General features: G+C 40.6%; 24 protein-coding genes. 10 read left to right on the top strand and 14 right to left on the bottom strand.

All coding sequences use genetic code 11. From position 1 onward, the window contains the following. The first annotated feature begins 128 nt into the window (after nt 1-128). The 3 genes from ACTHRG_RS13330 to ytzI are packed head-to-tail and all read left to right on the top strand — an operon-like array spanning nt 129 to nt 2,471. Nucleotides 129-1,889: a SulP family inorganic anion transporter gene (locus ACTHRG_RS13330; protein WP_440231314.1), complete on the top strand. Its 1,761-nt coding sequence runs from the start codon at nt 129-131 to the stop codon at nt 1,887-1,889. A gap of 29 nt (nt 1,890-1,918) precedes the next feature. Next, entirely contained in the window at nt 1,919-2,263 is a 345-nt protein-coding gene (locus ACTHRG_RS13325) for an ArsR/SmtB family transcription factor (protein ID WP_076259819.1), read from the top strand. Nucleotides 2,264-2,303: 40 nt separating this feature from the next. Further along, nucleotides 2,304-2,471 carry a YtzI protein gene (gene ytzI, locus ACTHRG_RS13320; RefSeq protein ID WP_076259822.1) on the top strand — a complete coding sequence of 56 codons (168 nt, stop codon included), beginning with the start codon at nt 2,304-2,306 and terminating at the stop codon, nt 2,469-2,471. A 375-nt stretch (nt 2,472-2,846) separates the two neighbouring features. Here ytzI and ACTHRG_RS13315 read toward each other — a convergent pair whose 3' ends face one another. Both ACTHRG_RS13315 and ACTHRG_RS13310 read right to left on the bottom strand, forming a co-directional pair. Beyond that, nucleotides 2,847-3,266, bottom strand: a complete 420-nt coding sequence (locus ACTHRG_RS13315; RefSeq protein WP_076259825.1) for a VOC family protein — start codon at nt 3,264-3,266, stop codon at nt 2,847-2,849. Nucleotides 3,267-3,379: 113 nt separating this feature from the next. Then, nucleotides 3,380-3,898: a GNAT family N-acetyltransferase gene (locus ACTHRG_RS13310; RefSeq protein WP_076259827.1), complete on the bottom strand. Its 519-nt coding sequence runs from the start codon at nt 3,896-3,898 to the stop codon at nt 3,380-3,382. Between the two features lie 613 nt (nt 3,899-4,511). Between ACTHRG_RS13310 and ACTHRG_RS13305 the strand changes: the two genes are divergently transcribed. From ACTHRG_RS13305 to ACTHRG_RS13290, 4 genes are all read left to right on the top strand, one after another. Continuing rightward, nucleotides 4,512-6,137, top strand: coding sequence for an ATP-binding protein (locus ACTHRG_RS13305; RefSeq protein WP_076259833.1), 1,626 nt, complete (start codon nt 4,512-4,514; stop codon nt 6,135-6,137). After that, complete coding sequence (locus ACTHRG_RS13300) at nt 6,130-6,825, top strand: response regulator (protein ID WP_440231311.1); 696 nt, start codon at nt 6,130-6,132, stop codon at nt 6,823-6,825. The genes ACTHRG_RS13305 and ACTHRG_RS13300 overlap by 8 nt, the downstream gene beginning before the upstream one ends. 224 nt (nt 6,826-7,049) lie before the next feature. Continuing rightward, a complete protein-coding gene (locus ACTHRG_RS13295) occupies nt 7,050-8,372 on the top strand; it encodes a CitMHS family transporter (protein ID WP_076259835.1) in 1,323 nt (440 codons plus the stop codon). Between the two features lie 105 nt (nt 8,373-8,477). Continuing rightward, complete coding sequence (locus tag ACTHRG_RS13290; protein WP_076259837.1) at nt 8,478-8,948, top strand: tRNA (cytidine(34)-2'-O)-methyltransferase; 471 nt, start codon at nt 8,478-8,480, stop codon at nt 8,946-8,948. Nucleotides 8,949-9,049: 101 nt separating this feature from the next. Here ACTHRG_RS13290 and ACTHRG_RS13285 read toward each other — a convergent pair whose 3' ends face one another. The 4 genes from ACTHRG_RS13285 to ACTHRG_RS13270 all read right to left on the bottom strand — a co-directional run bounded on the left by ACTHRG_RS13285 (nt 9,050) and on the right by ACTHRG_RS13270 (nt 11,082). After that, nucleotides 9,050-9,337: a hypothetical protein gene (locus ACTHRG_RS13285; protein ID WP_076259840.1), complete on the bottom strand. Its 288-nt coding sequence runs from the start codon at nt 9,335-9,337 to the stop codon at nt 9,050-9,052. 145 nt (nt 9,338-9,482) lie between these two features. After that, complete coding sequence (locus ACTHRG_RS13280; RefSeq protein ID WP_076259842.1) at nt 9,483-10,103, bottom strand: FMN-binding negative transcriptional regulator; 621 nt, start codon at nt 10,101-10,103, stop codon at nt 9,483-9,485. Nucleotides 10,104-10,125: 22 nt separating this feature from the next. After that, the gene (locus tag ACTHRG_RS13275; protein WP_076259844.1) at nt 10,126-10,644 is read right to left on the bottom strand and encodes a GNAT family N-acetyltransferase; all 519 of its coding nucleotides are present in this window, start codon (nt 10,642-10,644) and stop codon (nt 10,126-10,128) included. A 12-nt stretch (nt 10,645-10,656) separates the two neighbouring features. After that, on the bottom strand, nt 10,657-11,082 hold the full coding sequence (locus ACTHRG_RS13270; RefSeq protein ID WP_076259846.1) for a MarR family winged helix-turn-helix transcriptional regulator: 426 nt from the start codon (nt 11,080-11,082) through the stop codon (nt 10,657-10,659). A 252-nt stretch (nt 11,083-11,334) separates the two neighbouring features. Between ACTHRG_RS13270 and ACTHRG_RS13265 the strand changes: the two genes are divergently transcribed. Beyond that, nucleotides 11,335-13,110, top strand: coding sequence for a dihydroorotate dehydrogenase (locus ACTHRG_RS13265; protein ID WP_076259848.1), 1,776 nt, complete (start codon nt 11,335-11,337; stop codon nt 13,108-13,110). A 64-nt stretch (nt 13,111-13,174) separates the two neighbouring features. Here the strand turns inward: ACTHRG_RS13265 and ACTHRG_RS13260 are convergent, their stop codons facing one another. The 3 genes from ACTHRG_RS13260 to ACTHRG_RS13250 all read right to left on the bottom strand — a co-directional run bounded on the left by ACTHRG_RS13260 (nt 13,175) and on the right by ACTHRG_RS13250 (nt 18,825). Continuing rightward, nucleotides 13,175-14,695 (bottom strand): DHA2 family efflux MFS transporter permease subunit, encoded by a 1,521-nt coding sequence (locus ACTHRG_RS13260; RefSeq protein WP_076259850.1) that lies wholly within the window; start codon nt 14,693-14,695, stop codon nt 13,175-13,177. A gap of 50 nt (nt 14,696-14,745) precedes the next feature. Next, the gene (gene helD, locus ACTHRG_RS13255) at nt 14,746-17,082 is read right to left on the bottom strand and encodes an RNA polymerase recycling motor HelD (protein WP_440231309.1); all 2,337 of its coding nucleotides are present in this window, start codon (nt 17,080-17,082) and stop codon (nt 14,746-14,748) included. 345 nt (nt 17,083-17,427) lie between these two features. Continuing rightward, nucleotides 17,428-18,825, bottom strand: a complete 1,398-nt coding sequence (locus tag ACTHRG_RS13250) for an MFS transporter (protein ID WP_175609130.1) — start codon at nt 18,823-18,825, stop codon at nt 17,428-17,430. A 485-nt stretch (nt 18,826-19,310) separates the two neighbouring features. On the opposite strand from ACTHRG_RS13250, the gene ACTHRG_RS13245 reads away from it, so the two are divergent. Next, the gene (locus ACTHRG_RS13245; RefSeq protein WP_440231308.1) at nt 19,311-20,150 is read left to right on the top strand and encodes an alpha/beta fold hydrolase; all 840 of its coding nucleotides are present in this window, start codon (nt 19,311-19,313) and stop codon (nt 20,148-20,150) included. Between the two features lie 103 nt (nt 20,151-20,253). On the opposite strand, the gene ACTHRG_RS13240 is transcribed toward ACTHRG_RS13245, so the two are convergent. The 5 genes from ACTHRG_RS13240 to ACTHRG_RS13220 all read right to left on the bottom strand — a co-directional run bounded on the left by ACTHRG_RS13240 (nt 20,254) and on the right by ACTHRG_RS13220 (nt 23,824). Further along, nucleotides 20,254-20,682 carry an NUDIX hydrolase gene (locus ACTHRG_RS13240; RefSeq protein WP_076259858.1) on the bottom strand — a complete coding sequence of 143 codons (429 nt, stop codon included), beginning with the start codon at nt 20,680-20,682 and terminating at the stop codon, nt 20,254-20,256. A gap of 57 nt (nt 20,683-20,739) precedes the next feature. After that, the gene (locus tag ACTHRG_RS13235; RefSeq protein ID WP_076259860.1) at nt 20,740-21,138 is read right to left on the bottom strand and encodes a VOC family protein; all 399 of its coding nucleotides are present in this window, start codon (nt 21,136-21,138) and stop codon (nt 20,740-20,742) included. Between the two features lie 152 nt (nt 21,139-21,290). Then, nucleotides 21,291-21,797: an NUDIX hydrolase gene (locus ACTHRG_RS13230; RefSeq protein WP_076259862.1), complete on the bottom strand. Its 507-nt coding sequence runs from the start codon at nt 21,795-21,797 to the stop codon at nt 21,291-21,293. A gap of 192 nt (nt 21,798-21,989) precedes the next feature. After that, the gene (locus ACTHRG_RS13225; RefSeq protein ID WP_440231307.1) at nt 21,990-22,874 is read right to left on the bottom strand and encodes a hypothetical protein; all 885 of its coding nucleotides are present in this window, start codon (nt 22,872-22,874) and stop codon (nt 21,990-21,992) included. 227 nt (nt 22,875-23,101) lie between these two features. After that, entirely contained in the window at nt 23,102-23,824 is a 723-nt protein-coding gene (locus tag ACTHRG_RS13220; protein WP_076259864.1) for an alpha/beta fold hydrolase, read from the bottom strand. Nucleotides 23,825-24,086: 262 nt separating this feature from the next. Between ACTHRG_RS13220 and ACTHRG_RS13215 the strand changes: the two genes are divergently transcribed. Next, entirely contained in the window at nt 24,087-24,980 is an 894-nt protein-coding gene (locus tag ACTHRG_RS13215; RefSeq protein WP_440231305.1) for a GNAT family N-acetyltransferase, read from the top strand. Nucleotides 24,981-25,122: the final 142 nt, after the last annotated feature.

Raw genomic sequence — 25,122 nt, 5'->3', positions numbered from 1 at the left:
CTTGATATGCTTCATAAAACCTCCCCTAAAAATTCCTTTTGACAATATTAAGTAATCGGAGTAAATTCATATCATAGTATATTCAAATAACCAGATATACAAATTATAAAATTAAAGAAGGGTTAGATATGCAATACAAATCGATTTTTACTGGAAGATATAGCGGGTATTCCTTACAAAGGTTGCAGAAGGACCTTCTGTCTGGTCTTGTGGTTGGCGTAATTGCCATTCCATTAGGTATGGCGTTTGCCATTGCTTCAGGAGTAAAACCTGAATATGGAATTTATACGACAATCATTGCAGGGATATTGATTTCACTGTTCGGCGGGTCGAAATTTCAGATCGGTGGACCTACTGGGGCATTTATCCCCATTTTGTTTGGAATTGTGATGACATATGGATATGAAAACCTATTAATTGCCGGGTTTATAGCAGGGGTTATATTATGTTTTATGGGCATTTTCCGGCTGGGGTCTTTGATTAAATTTATTCCAAGACCTGTAACGAATGGTTTTACAGCAGGGATCGCTGTCATCATTTTTGCCGGTCAAATTGCCAACTTTTTAGGACTGACAGGTGTTGAGAAGCATGAATCATTTCTTAGTAATATAAATGAAATTATCGTTCACTTTCATACCATGAATGGTTATAGTGTTTTAACAGGCGGGATTTGTTTAGTGACCATCTTACTGGCGTCTAAATTCTTTTCCAGGATACCTGGATCTCTTGCTGGATTACTGCTTTCTACACTTGTAGCAATTTTCTTCTATCCAGATCAAGTAGCAACGATTGGATCAACATTCGGGGATATTCCAAGTTCGTTACCCCGTTTTGAGATCCCGGAGATTACGCTTGAAAAAATACAGCTGTTAATCGGACCTGCCTTCATTATTGCTTTACTTGGCGGCATGGAATCCTTATTATCTGCAGTAGTAGCCGATGGAATGACAAAAAGTAAGCATAATAGTAATCGAGAACTCGTAGGCCAAGGTATTGCAAATATAATTACTCCATTATTTGGCGGGATACCGGCTACAGGCGCAATAGCCAGAACAGCCACAAATATAAAAAACGGAGCCGTTTCTCCCTTTTCCGGAATCATTCATGGAATCGCGGTTTTGTTAATTTTACTGCTCTTTGCACCTTATGCGTCGACTATTCCTTTAGCAAGTATGGCCCCTATTTTAATGGTCGTTGCTTGGAACATGAGCGAGAAGCATGAATTTTATCATGTATTAAAAACCAGGACGGGAGATTCACTCGTTTTAGTTGTGACCTTTTTATTAACGGTTTTTGCAAACCTGACGATTGCTGTTGAGGCAGGACTCATATTAGCAATAGTTTTATTTACAAAACGCATGAGTGATATGATGGTAGCTTCAAAGGCACTGCCAAATCACGAAAACAAACATGGAAAAATCCAATCTCACATGGTGACAGATACTCATGACTGTCCTCAAATTAGTATTTATACGGTAGAAGGCCCTTTATTTTTCGGGGATGCTCAATCGTTCGAACAGTCAGTCATGAATACGTTCAACCATAAACCGAGAGTTTTACTTTTAAGAATGGGGAAAGTCCCGCTGCTGGATACAACGGGTGAATATTATTTATCCAGAGTGATAAAGGATTTCTCAAAACACGGGATTATTTTAATATCTGGAATAAAACCTCAGCCAAAACAAGTGCTTAAAAAGACAGGATTATATGAATTTATAGGAAAAGAATATTTCTTTGAACATACTGGTGAGGCGATTAATTTTTCACTTACACACTTAAATAAAGGGAAATGCCTAGGCTGCAAACACTTTGCATTTAGAGAATGTACAGTCTTTTCTGGTGAAGAAAGTGATAGGGAAGAATTACGAAAGGCTGCCAGTTCATCTTAAAAACCGATTTGAAAGAGAGGGCCAATAAATTGAACCTTGAAATCCAGCAGTTTAAAGCTGAATTCTTTAAAGCTCTTGCCCATCCGTTGAGGATAAGGATTTTGGAATTATTAGCGGATGGAGATAAAAATGTAAATGAAATTCAAAGCCTTGTAGGAAGTGAAGGGTCTGCGGTTTCACAGCAACTAACTGTCTTAAGAGCTAAAAACATTGTCACGGGAACGAAAGATGGAAATCGTGTTATCTATTCCTTAAGAGACCCCATGATTGTTGAATTACTTCAAGCAGCACGCCAAATTTTTAATAACCACCTTGTCGATACGATCGAAATGCTAGATAAGTTTAATGATGATGATCATACCGAACAGCCTTAAACGGCGATTATGAAAAAACAGATGAAATCAGGTGAATAAAATGTTAACGGGATTAATAATTGTTGGGGTTTTGATTGTTTTAATTGTGCTATTCTTAAGTGTTATCACAACTTCTAAAGCCTATAACTTTAAGCATACCGTGGACCCCTTAGAAAACAATCCAAATAGAAGCGAAGATCGCCAAGTACAAAATAGTAACAATAAATAATAATAGATGCCACTTCAGCAAAAATAAGGGATAATCCTTCTTGGATCATTCCCTTTTTTATTTGTTTACTATCTTTTACCGTTTCTTTATCAAATCAACTAATCTCACTAATGACCAAGTGAACAATAATAGAGGCAACCCGATTAAAGCCACTGCAATTGCCACTCCAATAATGATATCCATTGTTTTTTCCTCATCTCATTTATAACTAAGTTTCATATCTCTTTTGATATTACGGATAGGTGGAGAATAAGTTTCATTTAAGATAACCCGCCTCTTTAATAAAAAAAATCAGCCTGGACAGCAGCTGATTTCGACTATTCTTCAACCTTTCACCTTATTATAAATGTATTATGAAAACCTTCATTAAAATATCTATTTAGAAATGAGATATTTCTCCTTGAAGGCTGGACTCAGTTCACTCCACACATCAAATTTGTTCCCGTCTAAATCATAAAAGACAAAGTTTCTTCCAGAGTGTCCTCTGTCTTCGATCTCTCCTACTCTTATTCCATTTTGCTTAAAGTCTTTATGTATGGCTTCTAAGGCACTTAATCCATTAACTTCAAATGTAAGCGAAAATCGCTCATTGCCGTAAATATCAAAGAAATTGGCACTTTGACCTTCCTTAGATTTCACCAGAAAAATACTCTGATTGGCAAAATTTAAAATTGCTTTGTCCTGATCTTTGTAGCTTAACTCTGCTCCTAATTTATTTACATACCACTCAGAGGAAAGATCTACATTTGTTACTGGAATATAGGTTGTACCTACTCGTAATAATTTCTCGCTCATTTTCGTCATCTCCCAAATTTTAAAATATTTGCTTTTAATGTAATAAATAAACCGTGAATATATATATATGGATGATTCTCCTATTTTGCATGACTGCCTCTGTTCTTACGAGTTCATTCCTGTCCATTTAAAGTATCAATTGTATCCCAGCCGTAAACAAGTTCATAAAGTTTCTTTCCTGCAATCTCAACTTCAATCTTATCAATAACCTTGCCGCCCATGGCCTCATAAAATAACGTGGAATTATTATCCGCTAATACAAAAACGAGCATGGTGTTCATCCCTGATTTTCCTAATTCCTTAATTACAGATTTAACAAGAGCCTTGCCTATTCCTTGCCCTTGAAATTCTTTCAAAATATAGATGGAACTGAGTTCTCCCTGGTATTCCTTGTAATCCCCACTTCTTTCCTTGCCTCCAGATGAAAAACCAACAATCTGTCCTTCATCATTTTCCGCCACAAAGACAATCCCCTGTGGAATAATACTAATCCATAACTCTTCACGACTTTGATATGATAAATTTTCTAAGAATTCTTCTGGAAAAATATTTTTGTATGTAGTTCTCCAGCTGTCAACGTGTACCTTAGCAATTGCGCCTGCATCTGATAGATTGGCTGCCCTAATCCTCATATAACACCCCTTTCCGTTGTACAATATAAACAATGATTATGACATACGATTACTGCGAATCATTATTAGCATCACACCTTAACCTGCAGGCGAATAACCCCTGAAATAAGCAGAATAAACAGCACTAACCCAATGCAGAAAAAAATGATGGAGGCTGTGAAGACTGGCCCCCTCCTAAACACAAACACTTCCCGCTTTTGGATGAGGCCTGTTTGTGCGCTTGCATTTGAGGAACTGAAATCAGAAATGACTCCCCCGCTGCTTGAAAAGTAAAAGCTAAGGCCAGCAAAAGCCATGCCAGTAAAAAACATGACCTCAATGAACCTTACAGAGAATGTGGAGGCAACGAAAAGTGTTACACCTACTTCAATCAAAAAAGTCAGAAGCAAAACAATAAAATATTTAGTCCGTATGATTTTCCCCTCCTTTTTTCAAGTACCTTCTAATCTTTAGTTTAACATATTTTTACAAAAATTACTTTATTCTGAAAATAGAGTACAGGGTGGCAACACCCCAACTGCAGAATGGCACATCCTGTGATTAAACTTTACCTTGCCGAATGGAATTGCCTCCTTTAATCTAGTAGTAAATAAAATTGCCAGAGGTGGCCAAAGTGTCGAAACTCTTTAAATTAAAACGGCCGGGGCTTTTCGGGCAAATGGTTCTGCTCGTTCTTACTGTACTCATACTTTGCATACTGTTAATCATCATTTCTTTTTCCTCCATTATTGATCAAATGATTGAGAGAACCACCGGCCAGCAGGCGATGACCGTTGCGGAATTGGTTGCTGAAAACGATTCTATTATCGATGCGTTTGCTGCAGAACATCCGGCACAGCTTATACAGCCGATTGCCGAGAAACTTAGAGAGCGGACAGGTGCAGATTATATAGTAATAGCGAACGAGGATGGCATCCGCTATTCCCATCCCTACCCGGATCAAATTGGCAAAGTGACAGAAACAAGCAACAAAGCCCCGCTCGCAGGAGATTCTGTTATTTTCATAGGAAATGGCGTCTTAGGAGAAGCAGTTAAAGCGAAAACACCCATTTATGATGAGGCAGGTACTATTATCGGTGTTTCTTCCGTTGGCTTCTTAACGAATGAAGTAGAAAGCAGAATCTTTGTTTACCAGTTGCGGGTAGCAGCTTTCGGCGGACTTGCCCTTCTGATTGGCATACCAGGCGCATTTTATATTGCCAGACGAGTCAAAAGGCTAATATTTAATTTAGAGCCCGAGGAGATTTCCCATGCCTTTTCTGAAAAACAGGCTATTCTGGAGTCGATTGGGGACGCCACTCTTGCCATCAGCCCTGCACTCCAAATTTTATCAGCCAATAAAAAAGCGCGTGTCATTCTGGGGGAGCATGTAGAATGTACACTGACCGAGCCACATTTGAAAGCGCTTATCAGAACTGCATTACAGAATCCGGATCAATTAATTCAGGAACAAGTACTCATCAAGAACTCGATATATATTGTAGACCTCTCGCCCATCTTAGCTGAAGAAACGGCAATATCAGGTATAGTGCTGACTATCCGCCCCTTCTCTGAAGTAGAAGATCTGGCAAATGAACTTATTGAGATCCGGCAGCACGCGAACCATATTCGGGCACAGACCCATGAATATTTAAATAAATTGAACACATTAAACGGGCTCCTGCTATTGGAGCGTTACGAAGAGGCAAAGGCATTTATGAAGATGGAGGTGCAGGAACTGCAGCAGACTGTCACCTTTTTAATGTCCACAATTAAAGATCCTTTAATTGTTGCCGTTCTTCTTGGGAAAGTGAACCGGGCCAAAGAAATGAAAGTCTCAATCACCTTTGATGAAAACAGCCAATGGCTGGACTTCCCTGATACCATTCAAAGTGAACATGTCGTTACTGTAATTGGCAATTTGATTGATAATGCTCTTGAAGCATCTTCTGAATGGAAAGGAAAGAACGCCGCTGTCCACTTGTCCTTTACAGACTATGGAGACGAGCTGGTTATGGATATTGAAGATAATGGCAAAGGAATGACCTCCGAAGAAGAAGCCTACTTTTTCACTGAAGGAGCCACAACCAAAAACCACCCGCAGCACGGCCTGGGCCTGACAATCATGCAGCATGCACTAAGCCAGCTTGGCGGGGAATGGTACCGTACAGACCGGTTAGAAGGAACATGCATGACCATCGCCATTCCAAAAAACAATCCTGAATACACAACCGCGGAGGAGAGAGAAAATCATGACTAACCCATCAATTGGGGTGCTTATCGTTGAGGATGACCCTGTCGCTTCGTCTGTATATGAACAGCTTATCCAAAAAAGACAGGATTTCACTGTCATAGGGAAAGCACAAACAGCTTCTGAAACGATTCAATTGCTAAACGTGATTACACCTGACTTGATCTTGCTCGATGTTCACCTGCCGGACGCCAATGGCATTGATTTGCTGTTTCAGATCAAACACAACCACCGTCATATCGATATCATCATGATAACAGCTTCAAATGATGCTAAAACCGTAAGAGATGCCATGCGCGGGGGAGCATATAGCTATCTGCTGAAGCCTATAATGGTTGAAAGCTTTTTTTCAACTTTTGAAGAGTACAGCCAAACAAGGCACGCGTGGCAAACCAATGCTCATATTAAACAAGATCAAATACAGCGGCTTTTTAAAAAAAGTTCCCCTGCTGCGGAGACAAAGCACGAGGCTGAGGCTTTGCCAAAAGGCATCGACAAACATACACTGCGAAAAGTTACACAAGCAATGGAAGCTGCATCCACAAGCCTGAATGCTGAAGAAGTAGGAATGCAAATCGGCGCAAGTCACTCCACAGCAAGGCGCTATTTAGAGTACCTGGTTTCCCTTGACCTTGTGGAAGTGGATATAGTCTATGGCAGTGTGGGCCGTCCCGAACGCCGATACAAACAACTCTAGCAAGCCCTCATATAAAGGGGCTTGCTTTTTACTTGGAAAGCAGCCCTCCTGCCTCCCTTATTCACCGGTAAACCAGTATGTCTTCATCTCTAGTTTCATAAAAAATATGAAAATTATGAAATTATTATGTTTTATTCAACTTAAACAACTAATCTAGCCTTTCAGGAGCACCCCTGATAAAGTGATTCAAAAGGAAGCGCTTACAAATGATTAGGAGGGGTTTTATGCTCGCATTGCTTGGATATTGTATGGTTGCTGTTTTTATGGCTTTAATAATGACGAAACGAATGTCTGCCCTATTGGCATTAATTATTGTGCCAATCATATTTGCTTTAATTGGCGGGTTCTATACAGGGATTGGAGATATGATGCTTGAAGGGATTAAGCAGGTTGCTCCTACAGGCGTTATGCTTGTGTTTGCTATCCTCTATTTCGGCGTCATGATTGATGCAGGCTTATTTGAACCAATTGTGAATACAATTTTACGGATTGTTAAGGGTGACCCGCTAAAGATTGCCCTTGGAACTGTTGCTCTCGCGTCGCTGGTCGCTCTGGACGGAGATGGAACAACAACGTTCATCATTACTGTCACAGCCATGCTGCCACTATACAAAAAACTGAATATGAATTTATACATGCTGGCAACGCTCGCCCTTCTCTCCATCGGCGTTATGAACATGACACCCTGGGGCGGACCGACAGCCAGAGTCATCAGTTCTCTGCAGCTTACAACCGAGGAAGTATTCCTTCCGCTGATTCCTGTAATGGCAGCCGGCATTCTTTTTGCCTTCCTTGCTGCCTGGTACTTTGGCCTTAAGGAACGGAAACGAATCGGAATCCGCCAAATGGATGATTCAGCTATCAGAGAGCTACAGGCTGCAGAGGAAGAGGTGGCCGCTGCTGCCAGCAGAGAAACGCTTACTGAACTGAAGCGTCCAAAGCTAATTTGGGTAAATGCAGGACTGACCATAGCCCTTCTGATTGCCTTAATCGCCGGATTGCTGCCGCTCCCTGTTCTCTTTATGTTAGGCTTTGCACTTGCCGCGATGATAAATTATCCCAACTTAGTACAGCAAAAAGAACGTGTTGCCGCGCATGCTGGAAATGTCCTGGCAGTTGTCGCCTTAGTCTTTGCCTCTGGCATTTTCACAGGAATCATGAATGGAACTGAAATGGTGGATGCAATGGCGACAGCGCTTGTTCAAGTCATTCCAGATCAGTTAGGGTCACAGCTGCCATTAATTACAGCGATCACAAGCATGCCATTTACGTATTTCATGGCGAACGATCCCTATTATTATGGAATTATCCCGATCATAGGGGAAACGGCTGCGAACTACAATATTCCTATGGCTGAAATTGCCCGTGCATCAGTGCTCGGCCAGCCCGCTCACGTGCTAAGTCCGCTCTATGCCGCAGGTTACCTGCTAGTCGGCATGATCGGCATTGACTATGGTCAGAATCAGCGCTTTGCATTAAAGTGGGCAGTTGCCTCTTCACTATTTATGATTATTGCTGCCATTGCATTTGGCGTTATTTCGATTTAATATCCTGAAAACCGGTTAGGATAAATGAATACTGCTGTTTTTCACCTCGCATTTGATCGTATGCTATAATTTAAAGGCTAAATCAAAACATTGAGGTGACAACCCTTGGCCATACATGTCGTACTATATCAGCCGGATATTCCGGCCAACACCGGAAATATTGCCCTGACTTGCGCTGGAACGGATACAGCTCTGCATTTGATCCGGCCGCTTGGCTTTTCAACAGAGCCGGAAATGATCAAGCGGGCAGGGTTTGATTTCTGGGAATCAGTGAACATATCGTATTATGATTCCATGGATGAATTTTTCTCAAAAAACCAGGGGGAGTTTTACTATATTGAAACCTTTGGTGAACAGGCGCATTCTTCCTTTGATTTCAGTGATGTCTCAAAGGAGCATTATTTTATGTTTGGAAAAGAAACAACAGGCTTGCCTAAAGACCTGCTGGAAGAAAATAAAGATCATTTCTTAAGAATCCCCATGAATGGCAATGTCCGATCACTCAACCTTTCGAGCACAGCTGCGATATTGGTGTATGAAGCATTGCGCCAGCAGGGATTTCCGAATATGAAATAAACCATCTTCTGCGCTGGAAGATGGTTTATCTTTCCCTCTTATAAAAGACATTCTCAAATTTGATTCAGTCCCCCTATCTCTCTTTAACACCTTCAAGTTAATCACTTTTCAGGTTTCAGAATGGTTCTTTGCAGGGGAACGCCTCCCATCGAAACATTGCGTTCTATGAAAATATAGGTCCGGCCATCAATAATGAATTTTCGATTCCCTACATAGCTGACCTCTCTCCCTTGGTTGACAAGTTCACTCTGGATTGCCTCAATATACTCTTTGAAGTCCACATACCTCTCATCCAGATCAATCGTGATATGATTCTTTCTGTATCCCATTATCCAATTAAAACCAAATAGGCATAAACCAAGTATGGCCAAAAATATAATGATTTCCATATTGGGTTTCACCTCCCTGTAATACTAATGTATGAGAGTGGTATACATTCGTTTCATGTAAAGGTTCAATCTCCCTCCATCCTGACATAATACTCCAATCACTAAAAAAACAGAGGACATTGGATTCCTCTGTTTTTTTATAAACTTAATCCCTTTTTAGCTTTCCTTCCATCAGCCGGGCCATTTGCTTAGAATTAAAATCATTCTCTTCATAGAGTTTATGAATGATGTTTTGATAGTCTCTTTCATTACGGTTCTGGCTTAGTTTATTGGCAGCTTGAATTTCCTGTACTTTTATCTTGAATCCAACAATTCCTTTTAGCTGCTGTTCTACAAGCTCAGGAGAAAGTGTATCCCATAAGACAGGATTTTTGCGATGCTTTTCATATTTTTGAAGCAGGATGGCCAGGTCACCCTTTAATTCCTCTTCACTCAGAATACTCGCTTGACCATATACATGGACAGCCTGATAATTCCAAGTCGGCACATTTTCTTCTTCATACCAGGAGGAAGAAATATAAGCATGTGGCCCCTGGAACATCACCAGTACATCTTCAGAGTCTGCAAAAGTTTTCCATTGCGGGTTCCCGTAAGCCATATGCCCTGTTAAATAGCACGTATCTCCTTCTTTTATTAGCTGCAATGGCACATGAGTGGCAATGGGCCTTCCTTGTTTTACTGTGACGATCGTGCCAAACGAGTTACTTTGAACAAACTCCCATATTTCATCCGCATTAGTGACTTTATAGTATTTTGGAATATACATAACCATCCGCCCTTCGAAAAAATTAGTTAAGAGTCTTGGCCATTATAAAATCCGTTTGTTCTTCATCACCCATATAAAAAGAATGGGCTCCCGTTTGGACAAACCCCATTTTCTTATAAAAGGCAATTGCCTTTTCATTTTTTTCCCATACACCCAGCCAAATTTTCTTTTTATTAAGCTCCATCGCACTTTCAAGGGCTTTATGGAACAGATACTTACCAAACCCTTGTTTCTGAAATGGGCTTCTGATATAAATTCTCTCGATTTCGAGTGCTTCGCCGCCCATTTCTTCAGTCTGAGCCTCATCAGTATTGACCTTTAAATACCCGGCTGTCTCGCCCTCAAATTCAACAAAATAGAACTGTGATGAAGGTTGAGATAGTTCAGTCTCTAGTTGCTTTAGGTTAAATGCCTTTTCCAAATAGGCTTGCATATTATCGGGTGAATTTTGATCCTTAAACGTCTCATTAAAGGTTTCATAGCTAATTTCCTGTAGTCTCCTTAAATCTTCAACCGTACATTTTTTTATATTAATAGTCATTATGACTCTCCTTCAATAATTTCTCTTGTTCCCCTTTTTCACATATTCCCAGTCTTTCTCTACATTTTTCCTAACTTTTTGGAGCAGACTGAAAATGATTTCTGCTTCTTTTTCAGTGAATCCCTCTAAGGCAATCGCATTGGAATATTCATGTTCTTTTTTTATAAAAGGAAACGCTTTTTTCCCTTTCTCTGTAGGGAAGAGCTTCCTGATTTTCTTGTTCTGTTCATCACCTTTCTTTTCTATAAAACCGTTCAGTTCAAGCTTTTTAATCGCACGGGCCGCTGTTGTCCGATCTACTTTTATCATTTCAGCTAATTTTTCCTGAATAATTCCTGGTTTTTCACATATTTGCACAAGGTACAGATACTGCCCTTTTGTAAGGTCAAGCTCTTTAAATTCGATATTGCTTATGGAATCCAGCGCCCTCGCAATCATGCCAATTTCACGGAGAATTTCCAGCGTAGTCAGCTCCTTAACACGAATTTTTGTTGTAAATACAACAATGGTGCAATATATTCAATTTAACTTATTTTTGTTGCATATGCAATAAAAATAAAGATATATTTTGCCTTTTTAATGGAGATGCATGGGTCCAATTATAAAAAAGAAAGAACACTCTTCCACTACAATAAAAACCTATCCATCCAAACTCATATGCTAAAATAGATAAAAATGGGAGGTGTTTATTTGCCGGATTGGTCGTATCATCCTATTTTTAAGCCCATACTTCAAAAGCTGCCCCCTTCCTTCAGCAGAGAGTTTATCCATCGCGGAATGAGCATGATATCATCCAGCCGTATAGGGGAAGGATTAATCGAATTTCTTGGTCATTTGGAACCCTCCTGCAAGCTTGCGAAAAATGTATTTGGCGTTCATTTTTCCACTCCAGTCGGACTAAGCGGCAGGATTGATCCTCAATTATCGGGGATGAAGGCTTTTCAGAATCTGGGGTTTGGTTTTATCGAAATTGGGCCCGTTTCCATTCGAGGGTCATCAGAAGAACTATATGCAGACCCGAAACAAGAGAAGATACATAGATTAACTGACGCTTCCGTAGAGTTAACGGCTGCTAAGGAACAGCTGCTTTCACTAAAGAAAAAGAAGATTCCGTTTCTTATAAACGTTGAAGGTACTCATCAAGAGGCAATCCAAATTTGTGAAGCATTGCTTCCTTTTAGTGACGGATTTATTTTGGGCAGCCATACTTTTCAATCAGCGAGCCAATTTAATCAATTTAAATACGAATTAAATAAACCTATCATTCTTTCTATTTCACAGGATGATACTCTCAGGCTTGACTATAGCCCGGACGGAGTTCTTCTTACAGGCAGTGATTCACCGGAAAAACTCATTCATAAGCTTGCAGCTCTCAGGAAGCTGTACAGCGAAGATTTGCCCATCATCACTACAGGCTGTGTTAAAGAGCCTTCAGATGCTATTAAACTGCTGGAAAACGGAGCTTCTTTAATCCTGTTAGGCGATGAGTACATTTTCACTGGACCTGGATTGCCGAAGAGGATTAACGAGGCCTATACCAGCACATTCAAGATGGAGCCTGTTAAAGTGGAAGGATGGCGCTGGTATTGGCTGTTTGGCTTGGCTATTGCCATTGCAGGTTTTATTGCCCTGTTTTTCAGCATGACCTCGGTGATCCTTCCCTATGATGAGAGATTTCTTGGGATCTTCAGGAAAGATATTCTTTATTTTAACCCTGCCATTTTATATTTTATGGCACATGACAGAATGACGCTTTCTGGAACGATGATTTCAGGTGGAATCATCTATATGCAGCTTGCCAGGCATGGTATAAGACACGGCCTCCACTGGGCAAGAAAAGCAGTAAATATAGCAGGAACCATCGGCTTCCTGGGGATTGTCCTGTTTATTGGCTACGGTTATTTCGATTGGCTTCATGGGCTGTTTTGGCTTATTTTACTGCCCTTGTTTATATTGGGATATGCAAAATCAAGAAACGCAAGTGCACCCCCCGCCAGTTCAAACCTTTCAAACAGTGCGCAGTGGAAGCTAAGCTTATTCGGCCAGCTTTGTTTTGTAATACTGGGCTTTTCATTAGCTATTGGCGGGATGGTCATTTCCGCCATAGGAGCTTCACATGTGTTTGTACCAACAGATCTTGCTTATCTTTGCCTGACTCCGGAAGCGCTTAACGAGTTTAACGATCGGTTAATTCCTGTGATCGCACATGACCGGGCAGGCTTTGGGAGCGCACTCCTGAGTGTAGGCTTGCTCGTCCTGATGCTGGCTTTATGGGGCATCCGCGAGGGGGAACGCTGGGTATGGTGGACCTTCACCATTGGTGCCATCCCTGCATTTGCCGCCGGGATTTTAACTCACTTTTTTATTAACTATATAGATTTCATCCATCTGCTTCCTGCTTACTTCGCTTTGCTTTTGTATGTGATTGGTGTTATTGCAACCGCCCCTTTTTTATTAAAAAAATAGCGGCAGCATAAAAAAAACCGGGCGGTGCCAGAAACTGGACACCACCCGGTTTTCAGTATATTGATTACTCTTTAACAGCTGCTCCTTCACCTGTCTGATTCTCATGATGAGGTTTCACTCTCTTAATAAAGAAAGCAAGTATAAGTGCAATGACCGCAATCAATGCAGAAAGGAAGAAAGTGAAATTAATGCCATGCAGCATCGCTTCATTCATGATTTGCTGCTGCATGTCAGCTGCGGCCTGTGCAGATGGCTGAGCTGCACTTGCGCTCGTATTGGCCAGTGTGTCAGCAGCCAGCTCCTCTGCTTTTTCTTTCGTACGGTTATTCATGACGGTAATCAGCAGCGCGGAGCCAATGGCGCCGGATACCTGCTGCAGTGTATTATTCATGGCGGTTCCGTGCGGATTGTTGATCGGCGGCAGCTGATTCAATCCATTTGTCATGACAGGCATCATAACCATTGACATCCCGAACATTCGAAAGGTATACAGCAGAACAAGGGTTGAATAGGCCGTATTCATGCCGATTCTGCTGAAGAAATAAGATGTTACAACGGTAATAGTCAGCCCAATCACCGCTAAAACTCTTGCCCCATACTTATCAAAGAGCTTCCCTGTAATGGGAGACATGATCCCCATGACAATCGCTCCCGGAAGCATCAATAGACCCGAATCCATCGGTGAAATTCCGCGGATGGTCTGTACATAGATGGGCATCAAAATCATCGCTGAAAACATGGCAACGGCGATCACGATCGAAATGGCCGATGACAGGGCAAACATCGGATATTTATAGATGCGAAATTCAAGCATAGGATCATCCATCCGAAGCTGACGGAGTACAAAGGTAAGTAAAGCAAGTGCCCCAATCACAATCGTACCGTACACGAGGGGACTATCCCAGCCTTTTTCCCCTGCTGAACTAAAGCCATAAAGCAAGCCGCCAAACCCGATGCTTGATAAAACCAGCGAGATGAAATCAAGCTTAATCGCTCTCTGCGGTGTGATATCTTTTAACTTAAAGACTGCAAAAACTACGGTTAGCAGGGCAATTGGCAGAACAAGGTCAAATAACATTCTCCAGCTGTAATGTTCAATGAGCCATCCGGAAAGAGTCGGACCAATTGCTGGAGCTGTAATCATGACAAGACCAAACATCCCCATTGCTGCCCCTCTTTTTTCGACCGGAAAGGCGGTAAGCATGACATTCATTAATAGGGGCATCATAATCGCGGATCCTGAAGCCTGAATCATCCGGGCCCCTAATAACACACCAAATGCAGGCGCAATGCTGGCCAGGAATGTTCCCAAAGTAAACAGTGACATGGCTGTAATGAATAATTTCTTATCGGAAAATCGCTGAATGAAGAATGCACTCGCCGGTATTAAAATCCCGTTAATAAGCATATAGCCTGTAGACAGCCATTGTACGGCAGTTGCATTCACATCAAATTCTTCCATAATGGATGGGAGAGCAACGTTCAGCAATGTTTCATTCAATATTGCTACAAAAGCCCCGATAAATAAAATGGCGATCATGCCATATGGCGGTTTGTTTTGATCCGTATTGGTTTGCTGTGACATTAGATCAATCCTTCTTTCTAAGTTAACTATAGATGATACACCCAGCCGGGTCAGACCTGAATGAGACCTTCCCGCAAAACATCCTGCAAGAACGGACTCGGTTCACCCACGCTGCAGAGCTGCAAATCATGCATCGCTCTCGTGCAGGAGGTATAAAACACTCTTCGCAGGCTTTCATCACCGTATACACTTTCCGATGCATCATAAATAATAACGGCATCAAATTCAATGCCCTTGGATAAATACGAAGGTACGACAACGACTCCTTCTTCATATTCGGTCGAGTTGCTTTTCAGGAGTTTTATTCCCTCGATGCCGGACAGGGCTTCATAGGCCTGTGCACTTTCTTCTGCAGACTTACAGATAATGGCCATGCTGTTAAGCCCCTGGCTTCTCCATTCAGCAACCTTCGAGGCAATGAAGCTGTGCAGTTCGGTGTGACCGGGTAATCGCTTCAGCTCAGGCAGCTTGCCATCTCGTTCAAAGGGGATGATCTCTTTCCCGTTAGGAACCAGTCTTCTTGTAAATTCGATGATTGGTTTAGTCGACCGGTAGCTCCTCGCTAAATTAATCAGTTCTGTCTGATTCGGTCCATACAGGCTGGTGAGTGTGTGAAAATCGGCCGTTTCGCTGGCATGGGCGAAAATCGCCTGGTTAAAATCACCGAGCACCGTCATCTTGGAAGCAGGAAACAAACGCTTTAAGAACTCAAATTGAAACGGAGAGTAATCCTGCGCCTCATCCACCACAATATGTTTAATCGAACTATTCGTCTGAAAGCCTTGAATCTGCTCCTTCACATATAAAAACGGAGTAGCATCTTCATAACATAATCTGCCTTCATCGAGCATTTCCTGTGTCGACTGACAGATAGCAGCCCATTCTGCCGGCATCTCCTCTTCCATCCACTCTCGGATCTTCAAGGGATCTGCAAATAGCTGCTTGTATATCGCCTTAAAATCAATGAAACGCATGGCCCGGATTTGTTTTCGCAGCGGCTTGAATTTTTTCCGGACAATCAGGCGGGCTAACGCTTCAGGCTCGATTTCATAATCATGAATCGAATCCCCTGTAAAGCCGCGTTTTTTCGCCAGGTAGGCATGTGCCTTATGGTATTCCTCATTGCTGAGCAGCTCGATTTCCTCCTGTACCCACTCCTTGGACCGTTCAGCTTTTTCAGCTTCAGTAATTTTCTTTATAAGCCAATCCGCCAGCTTCTCAAGCCTGTTATGAAAACCGAGTGAAGTGTCGCTGCTGTAGAATTGATCTGCCATTTGCTGAGCAGGAACAATCGGCTTTCCTCTGAAACTTATATCCTTAAACACCATTCCCGATAACTCCAGCGACTTCAAGTACGCATTAATGGCCTCAAAAAAACGGACAGATGCTTTAAATTTAATGCCCGCAACCCTTGATCTGTACTCAGGGGTTTTCGCAGCAGTTAAAACATACTCCAATTGCTCATATGGATTTTCTACGACGAACTCTTTACCCAGCCGATGATCCAAATATTCCTGGAAGGTAACCTGCTGCATGTTCTCTTCCCCCAGCTCCGGCAGCACATTGGATACATAGCTGTTAAACATCCTATTAGGTGAAAACAGAATGATTTGATCAGCATTCAGATTTTCCCGGTACTTGTAAAGCAGATAAGCAATCCGCTGCAGGGCAGCTGACGTCTTTCCGCTTCCGGCCGCACCGTGAACAATAAGCAGCCTTCCCTGATCATGGCGGATGATCCGGTTTTGATCCTGTTGAATGGTCGCGACAATATTGTGCATATGCTTATCAGTTCCCTTGCCGAGAACCTGCTGCAGAATTTCATCCCCAATGGTCAGACTCGTATCGAACATGGATTGAAGTTCACCGCGGCGGATCAAATATTGCCATTTTTTCTCCAATGTGCCCTCAATAGTGCCTCCGGGTGTTTCATACTTAGCAGGTCCCGGCTGGTAATCATAGTACACACTCGAAACCGGCGCCCTCCAGTCATAAATAAGAAAATTCTCGCCGCTCTGATCCCTTAGCGTAGAAATGCCAATATAAACAGGCTCCTGTTCGGAAGAGCCTTCTTCAGTAAAATCGATCCGTCCGAAATAGGGGACCTCCTCCATCCGGCGCAGGGTGGACAAGCGCTTGGAAGCATGCCGATGGGTACTCTGACTTACAGACAGAGCCTGTGCCTCCTGCCTCAAACCGATAATGGTCTCCAAATAATCATCAAAGGTATCCGTGTTTACCTTGACTTCATCCCAAAAGTGTTTGCGGATATGAACCACTTCGTTTTTACGCCTGGAGGTTTCTTCTTCCAATCTGCGGACTTCCTCCGTAATCGTCTCCATTACACCGTCCAATCGTTTTTGCTCGTGCTGAAGTTTTGAATTCATAGCAAACACTCCTTAAAAATATTTATAAAAAGGTTGACAAACGAATCGACGGCATTATATAATTAATATAGGGATAATACACTTAACTTTATCAATACAATGCACATCTATATAAATTTACCACATAGCTTTCTCTTTTTCAATGGTATTTACATAATTATTTGATTGCCTATTCCAAACTAGCCGTATTTAACGTTCCCAATGTTAAATACGGCTAGTTTTATTTTTTACCCCCTATTGATCCCTTTGCACTTACAGTATTCTCATCACGCTTGTTGTTGTAAAGCAAGAAAAAAACTTGCTCAATTCGGCTAAGTTAATAGACGCGAGCAAGCTTTTAATGATTTAGTGTTTTTGAAATAAGCTGGTCAGCAGCCCCTTGTCCAGGCTGCGTTTTCCTGTTTGCTTTGTCTCATCATGCCACCAGTAGGCTTTTTCAGGGTTCTTAAGAACTTCCTTTATCTCACTCGGATGTTCAACGACTGGAGCCGATCCTCGAAGCGACCTGCCTGCAGTCTCTCTTACAAACAGAGTAACAACTACTATTCCGAATGCACACATACCCATCAGATAAAATGCCGGTACCATTTTATTATCAGTTACACTCACCAGCCATGCCACAAGCAGCGGTGTCGTTCCTCCAAAAAGTGATGTCGCCGTATTATATGTGATGGCAAGTGCACCGTAACGCACTTTGGTGAAGAATAAAGACGGCAGGGTAGCCGGCAAGGACCCCTGCAGGGTGGACAGCAGCGCACCCAGAATCAGCAATCCAAAAAAGGCCGCATAAATATTGCCTGAACGAACCAGCATGAATGCAGGTATACTTAGTACTATTGCCCCCAATAAGCCTGCTTTCAATATTCTGTTCCTGCCATATCGATCACTTAAATGTCCCATTGTTAAAACCATTGGAACCATCGCAATCATAACAAGCACAAGAAGCAATAAACCTTTTTGTTCACTGTAGCCAAGCTCTTCTGACATATATGATGGCATATACGTAAGAACGGTGTAACTCATTACATTGTAAAAAATAACGATTGATGTGCAAATCAATAGTGCCTTCCAATGCTCAGCAAAAATCTCTCTTAAAGAGGAATGTTCTTTTCTTTCTTCTATAGTTTGATTCATCGCTTCAAATGCTGGAGTTTCATCCAAATGATTACGGAAGTAGAAACCAATAATGCCAAGTGGAGCAGCAATAAAGAAAGGTATTCTCCAGCCCCATTCCACCATTGTCTCACTTCCAAGAATAGATGTCAGCAGGGTTACAAGGCCGGCACCCGCAATAAACCCTACCAGTGTCCCAACCTCTAATCCACTTGCCATAAAGCTGCGTTTTTTATCGGGAGTGGTCTCTGCAATGTAGGTCATTGCCCCCGCATACTCACCGCCAGTCGAGAAACCTTGAACAAGTCTGGCTACTAGCAATAAGACCTGGGCAGTAATCCCAATTGCTGCAAAACCGGGTATTAAACCAATACTAAGGGTGGCAGCCGACATCAGAATCATGGTGATGGCCAGAACATTCTTCCGGCCGATGCGGTCACCCATCATTCCAAAGAACATCCCTCCGAGCGGCCGTGCTATAAAAGCCACTGCAAATGTAGCAAAAGCATATATAAGCTGAAAGGATGGATCAATTTCCGGGAAAAAAACTTTTCCAATTGTAACAGCTAAGAAGGAATAAATACCAAAATCAAACCACTCCATCGCATTCCCGATCGATGTTCCCATCATAGATTTTTTAGCGACACTGCTGTCTATTACTGAAATATCTTTTTTCTCTAAGTCTCTTGGTTGTTTATTCACATTTTCCCTCCTGAACAATTAATAGATAAATTGCTTAATAGTTTTTTCCCTATCTTTCAACTGCCAAACAATACAAATATTGGTAATTAATTCAAATGCTTATGTCTATACCTTCGATAAGGCTGTACATCTATTAATTTATGTGAATTCTAAAACACTTATATCTTCTCTTCTCTAATCTGCCCAATCAGCTATTCCAGCCAAAAATAGTGTACTTTTCTGGTTTTTAGTGCTTAGACATATGTTAGGGTAATACATATAGGGATGAGTCCCTTGTTAAAAAAAATAAAGGAGGCCTCGTCATGATTATCAAGTGGATTCGGCACAGATAATGAACAGGGGCAGTCCTATGCTCCGGAAACAATCTGATCTGCGATATTTAAATCAGTGATACGATAATACGGAGGTAAAATATGAGTGAGCAAATAATGAAAATAAACAATGTGGATATATGTACAGAGAGTTTTGGAAACTCCAAGGATCCAGCAATTCTTTTGATCATGGGCGCAATGTCTTCACTGGACTGGTGGGACGAAGATTTCTGTCTCCGTCTGGCTGATCAGGGGAGATTTGTTATTCGGTACGATCATCGGGATCTGGGAAGATCGACCACTTATGAACCCGGGACTTCCAATTATACAATAACGGACTTGGCTGACGATGCGGCAGGCGTACTGGATGCTTATCATATTGACCAGGCCCATATCGTCGGCATGTCCATGGGCGGATTAACCGGACAGATTCTTGCCTTAAGATATCCGGCCCGTGTATTGACACTTACACTTATCGCATCAAGTGTATTTGGAACTGAGATGGAAAAACTGCCGCCAATGGATCAGAACATCCTGGATTACCACGCGAAGAGCGCTTCCATCGATTGGTCGGATCGGGATGCGGCTATTCCTTATCTCGCGGGAGGATGGAAAACACTAGCCGGCTCCAAGCCTTTCGAACAGGAAAGAATGAATAAACTTGCAGCAAGAGAAGCAGACCGCGCCAATCAGCTGCCAAGCAGATTTAACCATGCCCTGCTGCAGGGCGGAGAAGAATATTACGATAGAATGGATGAGATCCGCGTACCAGTTCTCATTATTCATGGAACAGAAGACCCGGCCCTCCCATATGAGCACGGACTTGCCCTTAAAAAAGCCATCCCTCATTCTGAATTGCTGACACTTGTTGGAACTGGCCATGAGATTCATAGTGAAGACTGGGATCAGATTATAGATTCTGTTGTAAAGCACAGTTCTTGATAAAAGAATAGTTAAGAAAAGTTTAAAGCCCAATTTCCCAATAATTATTAATGAGAAATTGGGCTGCTTTTTTTACAATTACGAGATTAATAGACCCCTGCTACTAATGGACCGGAATCAAGGCTTCAGCACATTTAATACTTTCTTTTAAGTAAACAGGCGCTTTCGGGTGATGTAAAATCTCTTCAGTAGTTAACCAAAACACCTCTTCGACCTCATCGGAACATAAAGGTAATGCATCACCAGATTCATATTCGCATAGAAAAACAATATCTACTACATTATGATTAGTATCTGTTACGAAAGAAGTACTGTGTACATAAGTTAAACGGTCTTTTACTTTTACACCGACTTCCTCTAAAATTTCACGCTTTACAGTTCTTTCTAAAATATTTGATGAATTTCCTTCTAAATCCACCTTTCCTCCAACAAGGGAAAGCAAACCACCTGCATGTTCCTCTTTTTTACTTCTTTCAACAATGAGCCACTTGTCATTTTTCCTTATAGCTCCTTCTACATTTACAATGAACATTTTAAGCCTCCCGCTCATAAATTTCACTTTCCATAATAAATAGAAGCAGACCACGTTTTATAAAGGAGCAATTAATTCAGCTTTAATTCGATCAGGATCTTCGAAATAGACTGCGTAATGAGCAGTTCCTCCCGCAAAAGGATGCTTGTTTTTATAAAGGATATTGACCCCTTTAGCCTCTAATACATTCGTTATTTCATCAACGTGAAGCCGTGATTCAGCATAAAATGCCAGATGATTCAGCCCCACTCGGCATCTATGATATGGAATTTCAAGAAAGCGTTCCTCTGCCTGCACAAAGACAATGTAGGTTTCACCTAGTCTCCAGCTTTGTCCGAATTCCCACTTTTGAAAAGATACATATCCTAACTCCTCGAGAAACCACCCCCAAAATTCGGATGACCTTTCCAAATTTGATACGTACAGCTCGATATGATGGAGCAACCCCTTTGACAAATACACACCTCCTGCTGAATAAACTTCCAAAATAAAAATAAGCTGCTATGATAGCTGCTTATCAAATAATCAATTACCTAACCTACTATTTCTACTTCTTTTTCAATTCCCCTTTGTTTAACTAACGCTCCCGTTTATTGGATAAGAAAAGATTATTTTTTAGAAAGATTTTTTAACCACTGTCCATTCCAATGAAAATATAATTCACTATTTTTTCTATGTAAAAATAAATCTTTAGGATAAGGTAAAGCAAGTTCAGGCATATTAATTGGATTAAAATATTGAAGTTCAGCCGTTTCATTATCTATTGGGTTTAGTTCACCACTTTGAATAATGCAGTCAAACATAAAGACGTTATACTCAACTTGATGACCATTGGGATATTGGTAGCGAAAGTCTTTACCACCAAATACACCTAATAAATTTTTGGGAACAACATATAATCCTGTCTCTTCCCATACTTCCCGAACAACTGCTTCGGCAGGTGCTTCTCCAAGTTCAATTGCACCAGCAGGAAGACTCCACTGCTCGCCATTTCCTTTGTTTTGTAATAAAATTTCTCCAAAATCGTTTCGCACAATCCCAGCTACACTTGGCATAAAGATTAGTTCGTTACCGACTTTTTCTCGGAGTTTTTTATAATAATCGGACATCCCCATTTTCTAACCACCTTGAGTAATTAATTTCTTAATAAATTCTCTCCGATGTAAAAATCACCTGTTTTTCTTCAACTACCCGTTTTTCCATTAGAAAAATGTTGCCTAAGACAGCATTAACTTGAACTCCTTAATAATTTATGTATAAAATTTATATTACAATCAACGGGTCTAGCCTCTTTTATTAGAAACGAATTATTCCCTGGCAAAAAACTTAGGATCAATTTGGTCAATCACAAAAGCAGCATCATAAAAATACCTCATATCAAGCTTATCTCCATATGTTAGTTCCGTTTGACTTTCTTTTACATAAACTATCCAATCCTTTTCAATTTCACTAATGTTCTTTCCGTATACTTCTTCTATTTTAGAAGCTAAGTCTTCTTTGTTGTAAATTCCCTCAAACTTTTCCAATCCATATGTATCAATTAAATAGGTGACAAAAGAAGCTGAATGTATATAGCTCATCCATTGAAGGGTGTACTCTTCTTGGTTTGTAAGAGGGGGACGAAAGTAGGCATCGTCCTGGTTTAGATCTATCAATTTGCTAATTGGAATTGATTTATTGATGTCGAAAAAGTACTTCATAATCTTATGAGAGTGTGATTTTTGTTTCCCGTGCTTATCTTCCATATAAGTAGCAAAACCCTCTTGCGTCAAATAGCCCATACCTGAATCAAAGTTGTTCCCATAACCAAGTAAAGAATGTGTCAGTTCATGGACAAGGGGATATTGATTTTCCTTAATGGAATAAAGTTTGAGTTCCGATCTCAAACCCCATGATGCTTGATTACCTTCATTAAGAAATACATTTATTCGCTCGGATGGAGCATAATCAGTATGAATTGAGTTCTGAATATCATCATATGCATTAAGGAGTTCTTCTTTTATAAATTCTACTTTTTCTTGCGGAACCTTTATTGTATTAAAGATCTTAAAGGTTATTTTACCATCTGCTGTAACGACAGTATTTTCTTCATTTTTTTCTTTTTTTACTTTTTCTTCAGGAACAGCTGCATCTCGAGTGCATGCTGTTAATAAAAATATTGATATGAGACAGAAGACCCTAAATCTAAGCATTTTATCCACCTCTGGAAAAACAGTATTTTCCAAATATACGGAATTAAAATCTGAAAGTTTCATTTTTGATAAAAAATACAACTATCTAGTTGAGTTGAACTACAATTTGTTTCTAAATTTTTTTCTAAAACACTTTTAATTTTTACTTTTATTAACACCTCTTTTAACAAATCTCCCTCGATTGTTTAAATAGAAAAAAAGCTGCCTGATTAGCAGCTTACCTAGAACTACTTCTCAATTAACTTTTTTATCGCGCTGACCACCAATTCCGGTTCGTCATTTTGTATATAGTGGGCACTGTTTTCAGCAATGACCAATTCGCCATCTGAGGATATTTCAAGAATCTCTCTCTGCATTTCATTCCATAACTTTTGGGATTCCATAGAATAATGAGCTTTCTTACCCGCTGAAAGAACAATTAATGGTACATTTAATTGTTGTCTCGTGTCTTTTAACTGCTTTAGACTTTCCATAAATTCATCATAATTTCCTTCGTAAACGAATTGCTTGTTATATGCTTGCTGAAAATCTTGTGACATAGCAGGGAGAAAACGTTCTCTGTAATCTTCGGGAGTAGAGTCAATCAAGACTAGTCCACACACTTCATTTGGATATTCTGCAGCAAACATCCGCATATTAACTCCACCAAATGAATGACCTGCTAATATGTAGGGAGGCTTAATCTTGGCTTCATTTAGCAGTTCCTTTAATTCTTTTACCATTTCACGGCTTGTTCTGGGATTAGAGCTTGATTCACTTTTTCCAAGTCCAGCTCTGTCATAAATTAGTACACGAGAAAGCATTGAAATCTCCCTTAATACTGAATTCCAGGCCTTAGAGTAGTCTCCATATCCAGCATCCATGATAACTGTTGGTTTTCCGCTATTTTCTCCCACTAATCTAGCGTATAGTGTACATTTACTTATAGGTATAAACATTTCCTTATCCATCAGTTCATTCCTCTCATTTTGCCAACCCTAACGTTAGTTAAAATTTAACAATATTAAAACTATTATTCAACTATCCTCCCCGTTAGTAACATAAAGCCACCTGGCTTGGCAGCTTAACATTTAATGAATGATGTCTGGTCCCCCACCGACTTTAAAGCTTAAGGCACTTATTTTAAGTAAAGTCTACTAATCGTGCTGCTGTATACCTATTCATTTTCTTTCGTTCATGTGTATTATTTTATTTATGGGGAGGTATGTGTAAATGAAAATTGAGCGCTTATCAAATGGAAGAGTAGAAGATTTTTTAAATTACTGCAGGATTCATAAAGGAGCAGTTGATTCTTCCTTTTTATATGAGGATGAATTAAAACAATTTCAGAATACTGAAGAGAACCCAGCCTATTTAGCAATTGATGAAAATGGGAAAGTAAAAGCAGTCGCTTCCTTGATTATGGATGAATATGCGAAACGCGGGCGGAAATCAAGATTCCGCATTTTCCACTCTGAGATTGAAGATATTGATGTTTATAAAGGCTTAATGAACCAATTGTTGAAGTATAAAGAAGGCTACGATAAATATTTTATATTTATACCACTTGATAATAAGAAGCTGCAAAGTAAACTATCACAATTACAATTTTCAGCAGAACGGTACTCGTTTATCCTTTTACGAGATCATTCACCGGTTGCGTCAGTAAATCTTCCGGAAAACTATGAAATCAAAAATTATGAATCAGGGAAGGACGAAGAAATCTGGTGTATGGTCCGAAACACTGGTTTCGCTAAGCTTAAAGGGAGCGAAACACCAATGAGCCCGGACCAAGTAAAGAAAATGATGGCTTCTGATGACTATCTTGATGGCGGGGCCATGATACTCTACCATTATGAAAGGCCGGTTGGAGTGGTGAAATGTTCCGACGATGAATATAATGATATTCAGACAATGAATATCGGGTCTCTTGCCTTGATTCCAGAGTACCAAGGTAAAGGGTTAGGAAGAATGCTTCTGCGGAAAGCTATGCAGTTTGGATTAGACCAGTCATACAAACAAATATATTTATCTGTAAATGGAGAAAATGAGCAAGCAAAATCATTGTATGTGCAAGAAGGATTTAAAGAAGCAGAAGGTTTTGTGTGTTACTCTTTCCATTTTTAAATACTTAAACAAAAATATGGCAGTCTGGAATTTTAACAAGAGGGTCCGGCTGTCATATTTTTTCCGGCCTTAATGTTGCAGCCTGCTATTCATTTCACTCCATAACTTTTGGGTTCCATAGAATAATGAGCTTTCTTACCCG

The organism is Cytobacillus sp. SAFR-174, assembly GCF_051964675.1.
Lineage (GTDB): Bacteria > Bacillota > Bacilli > Bacillales > Cytobacillaceae > Cytobacillus.
The sequence above is the reverse complement of the archived record's forward strand: the minus strand, read 5'-3'. Positions and strand labels throughout refer to the sequence as shown.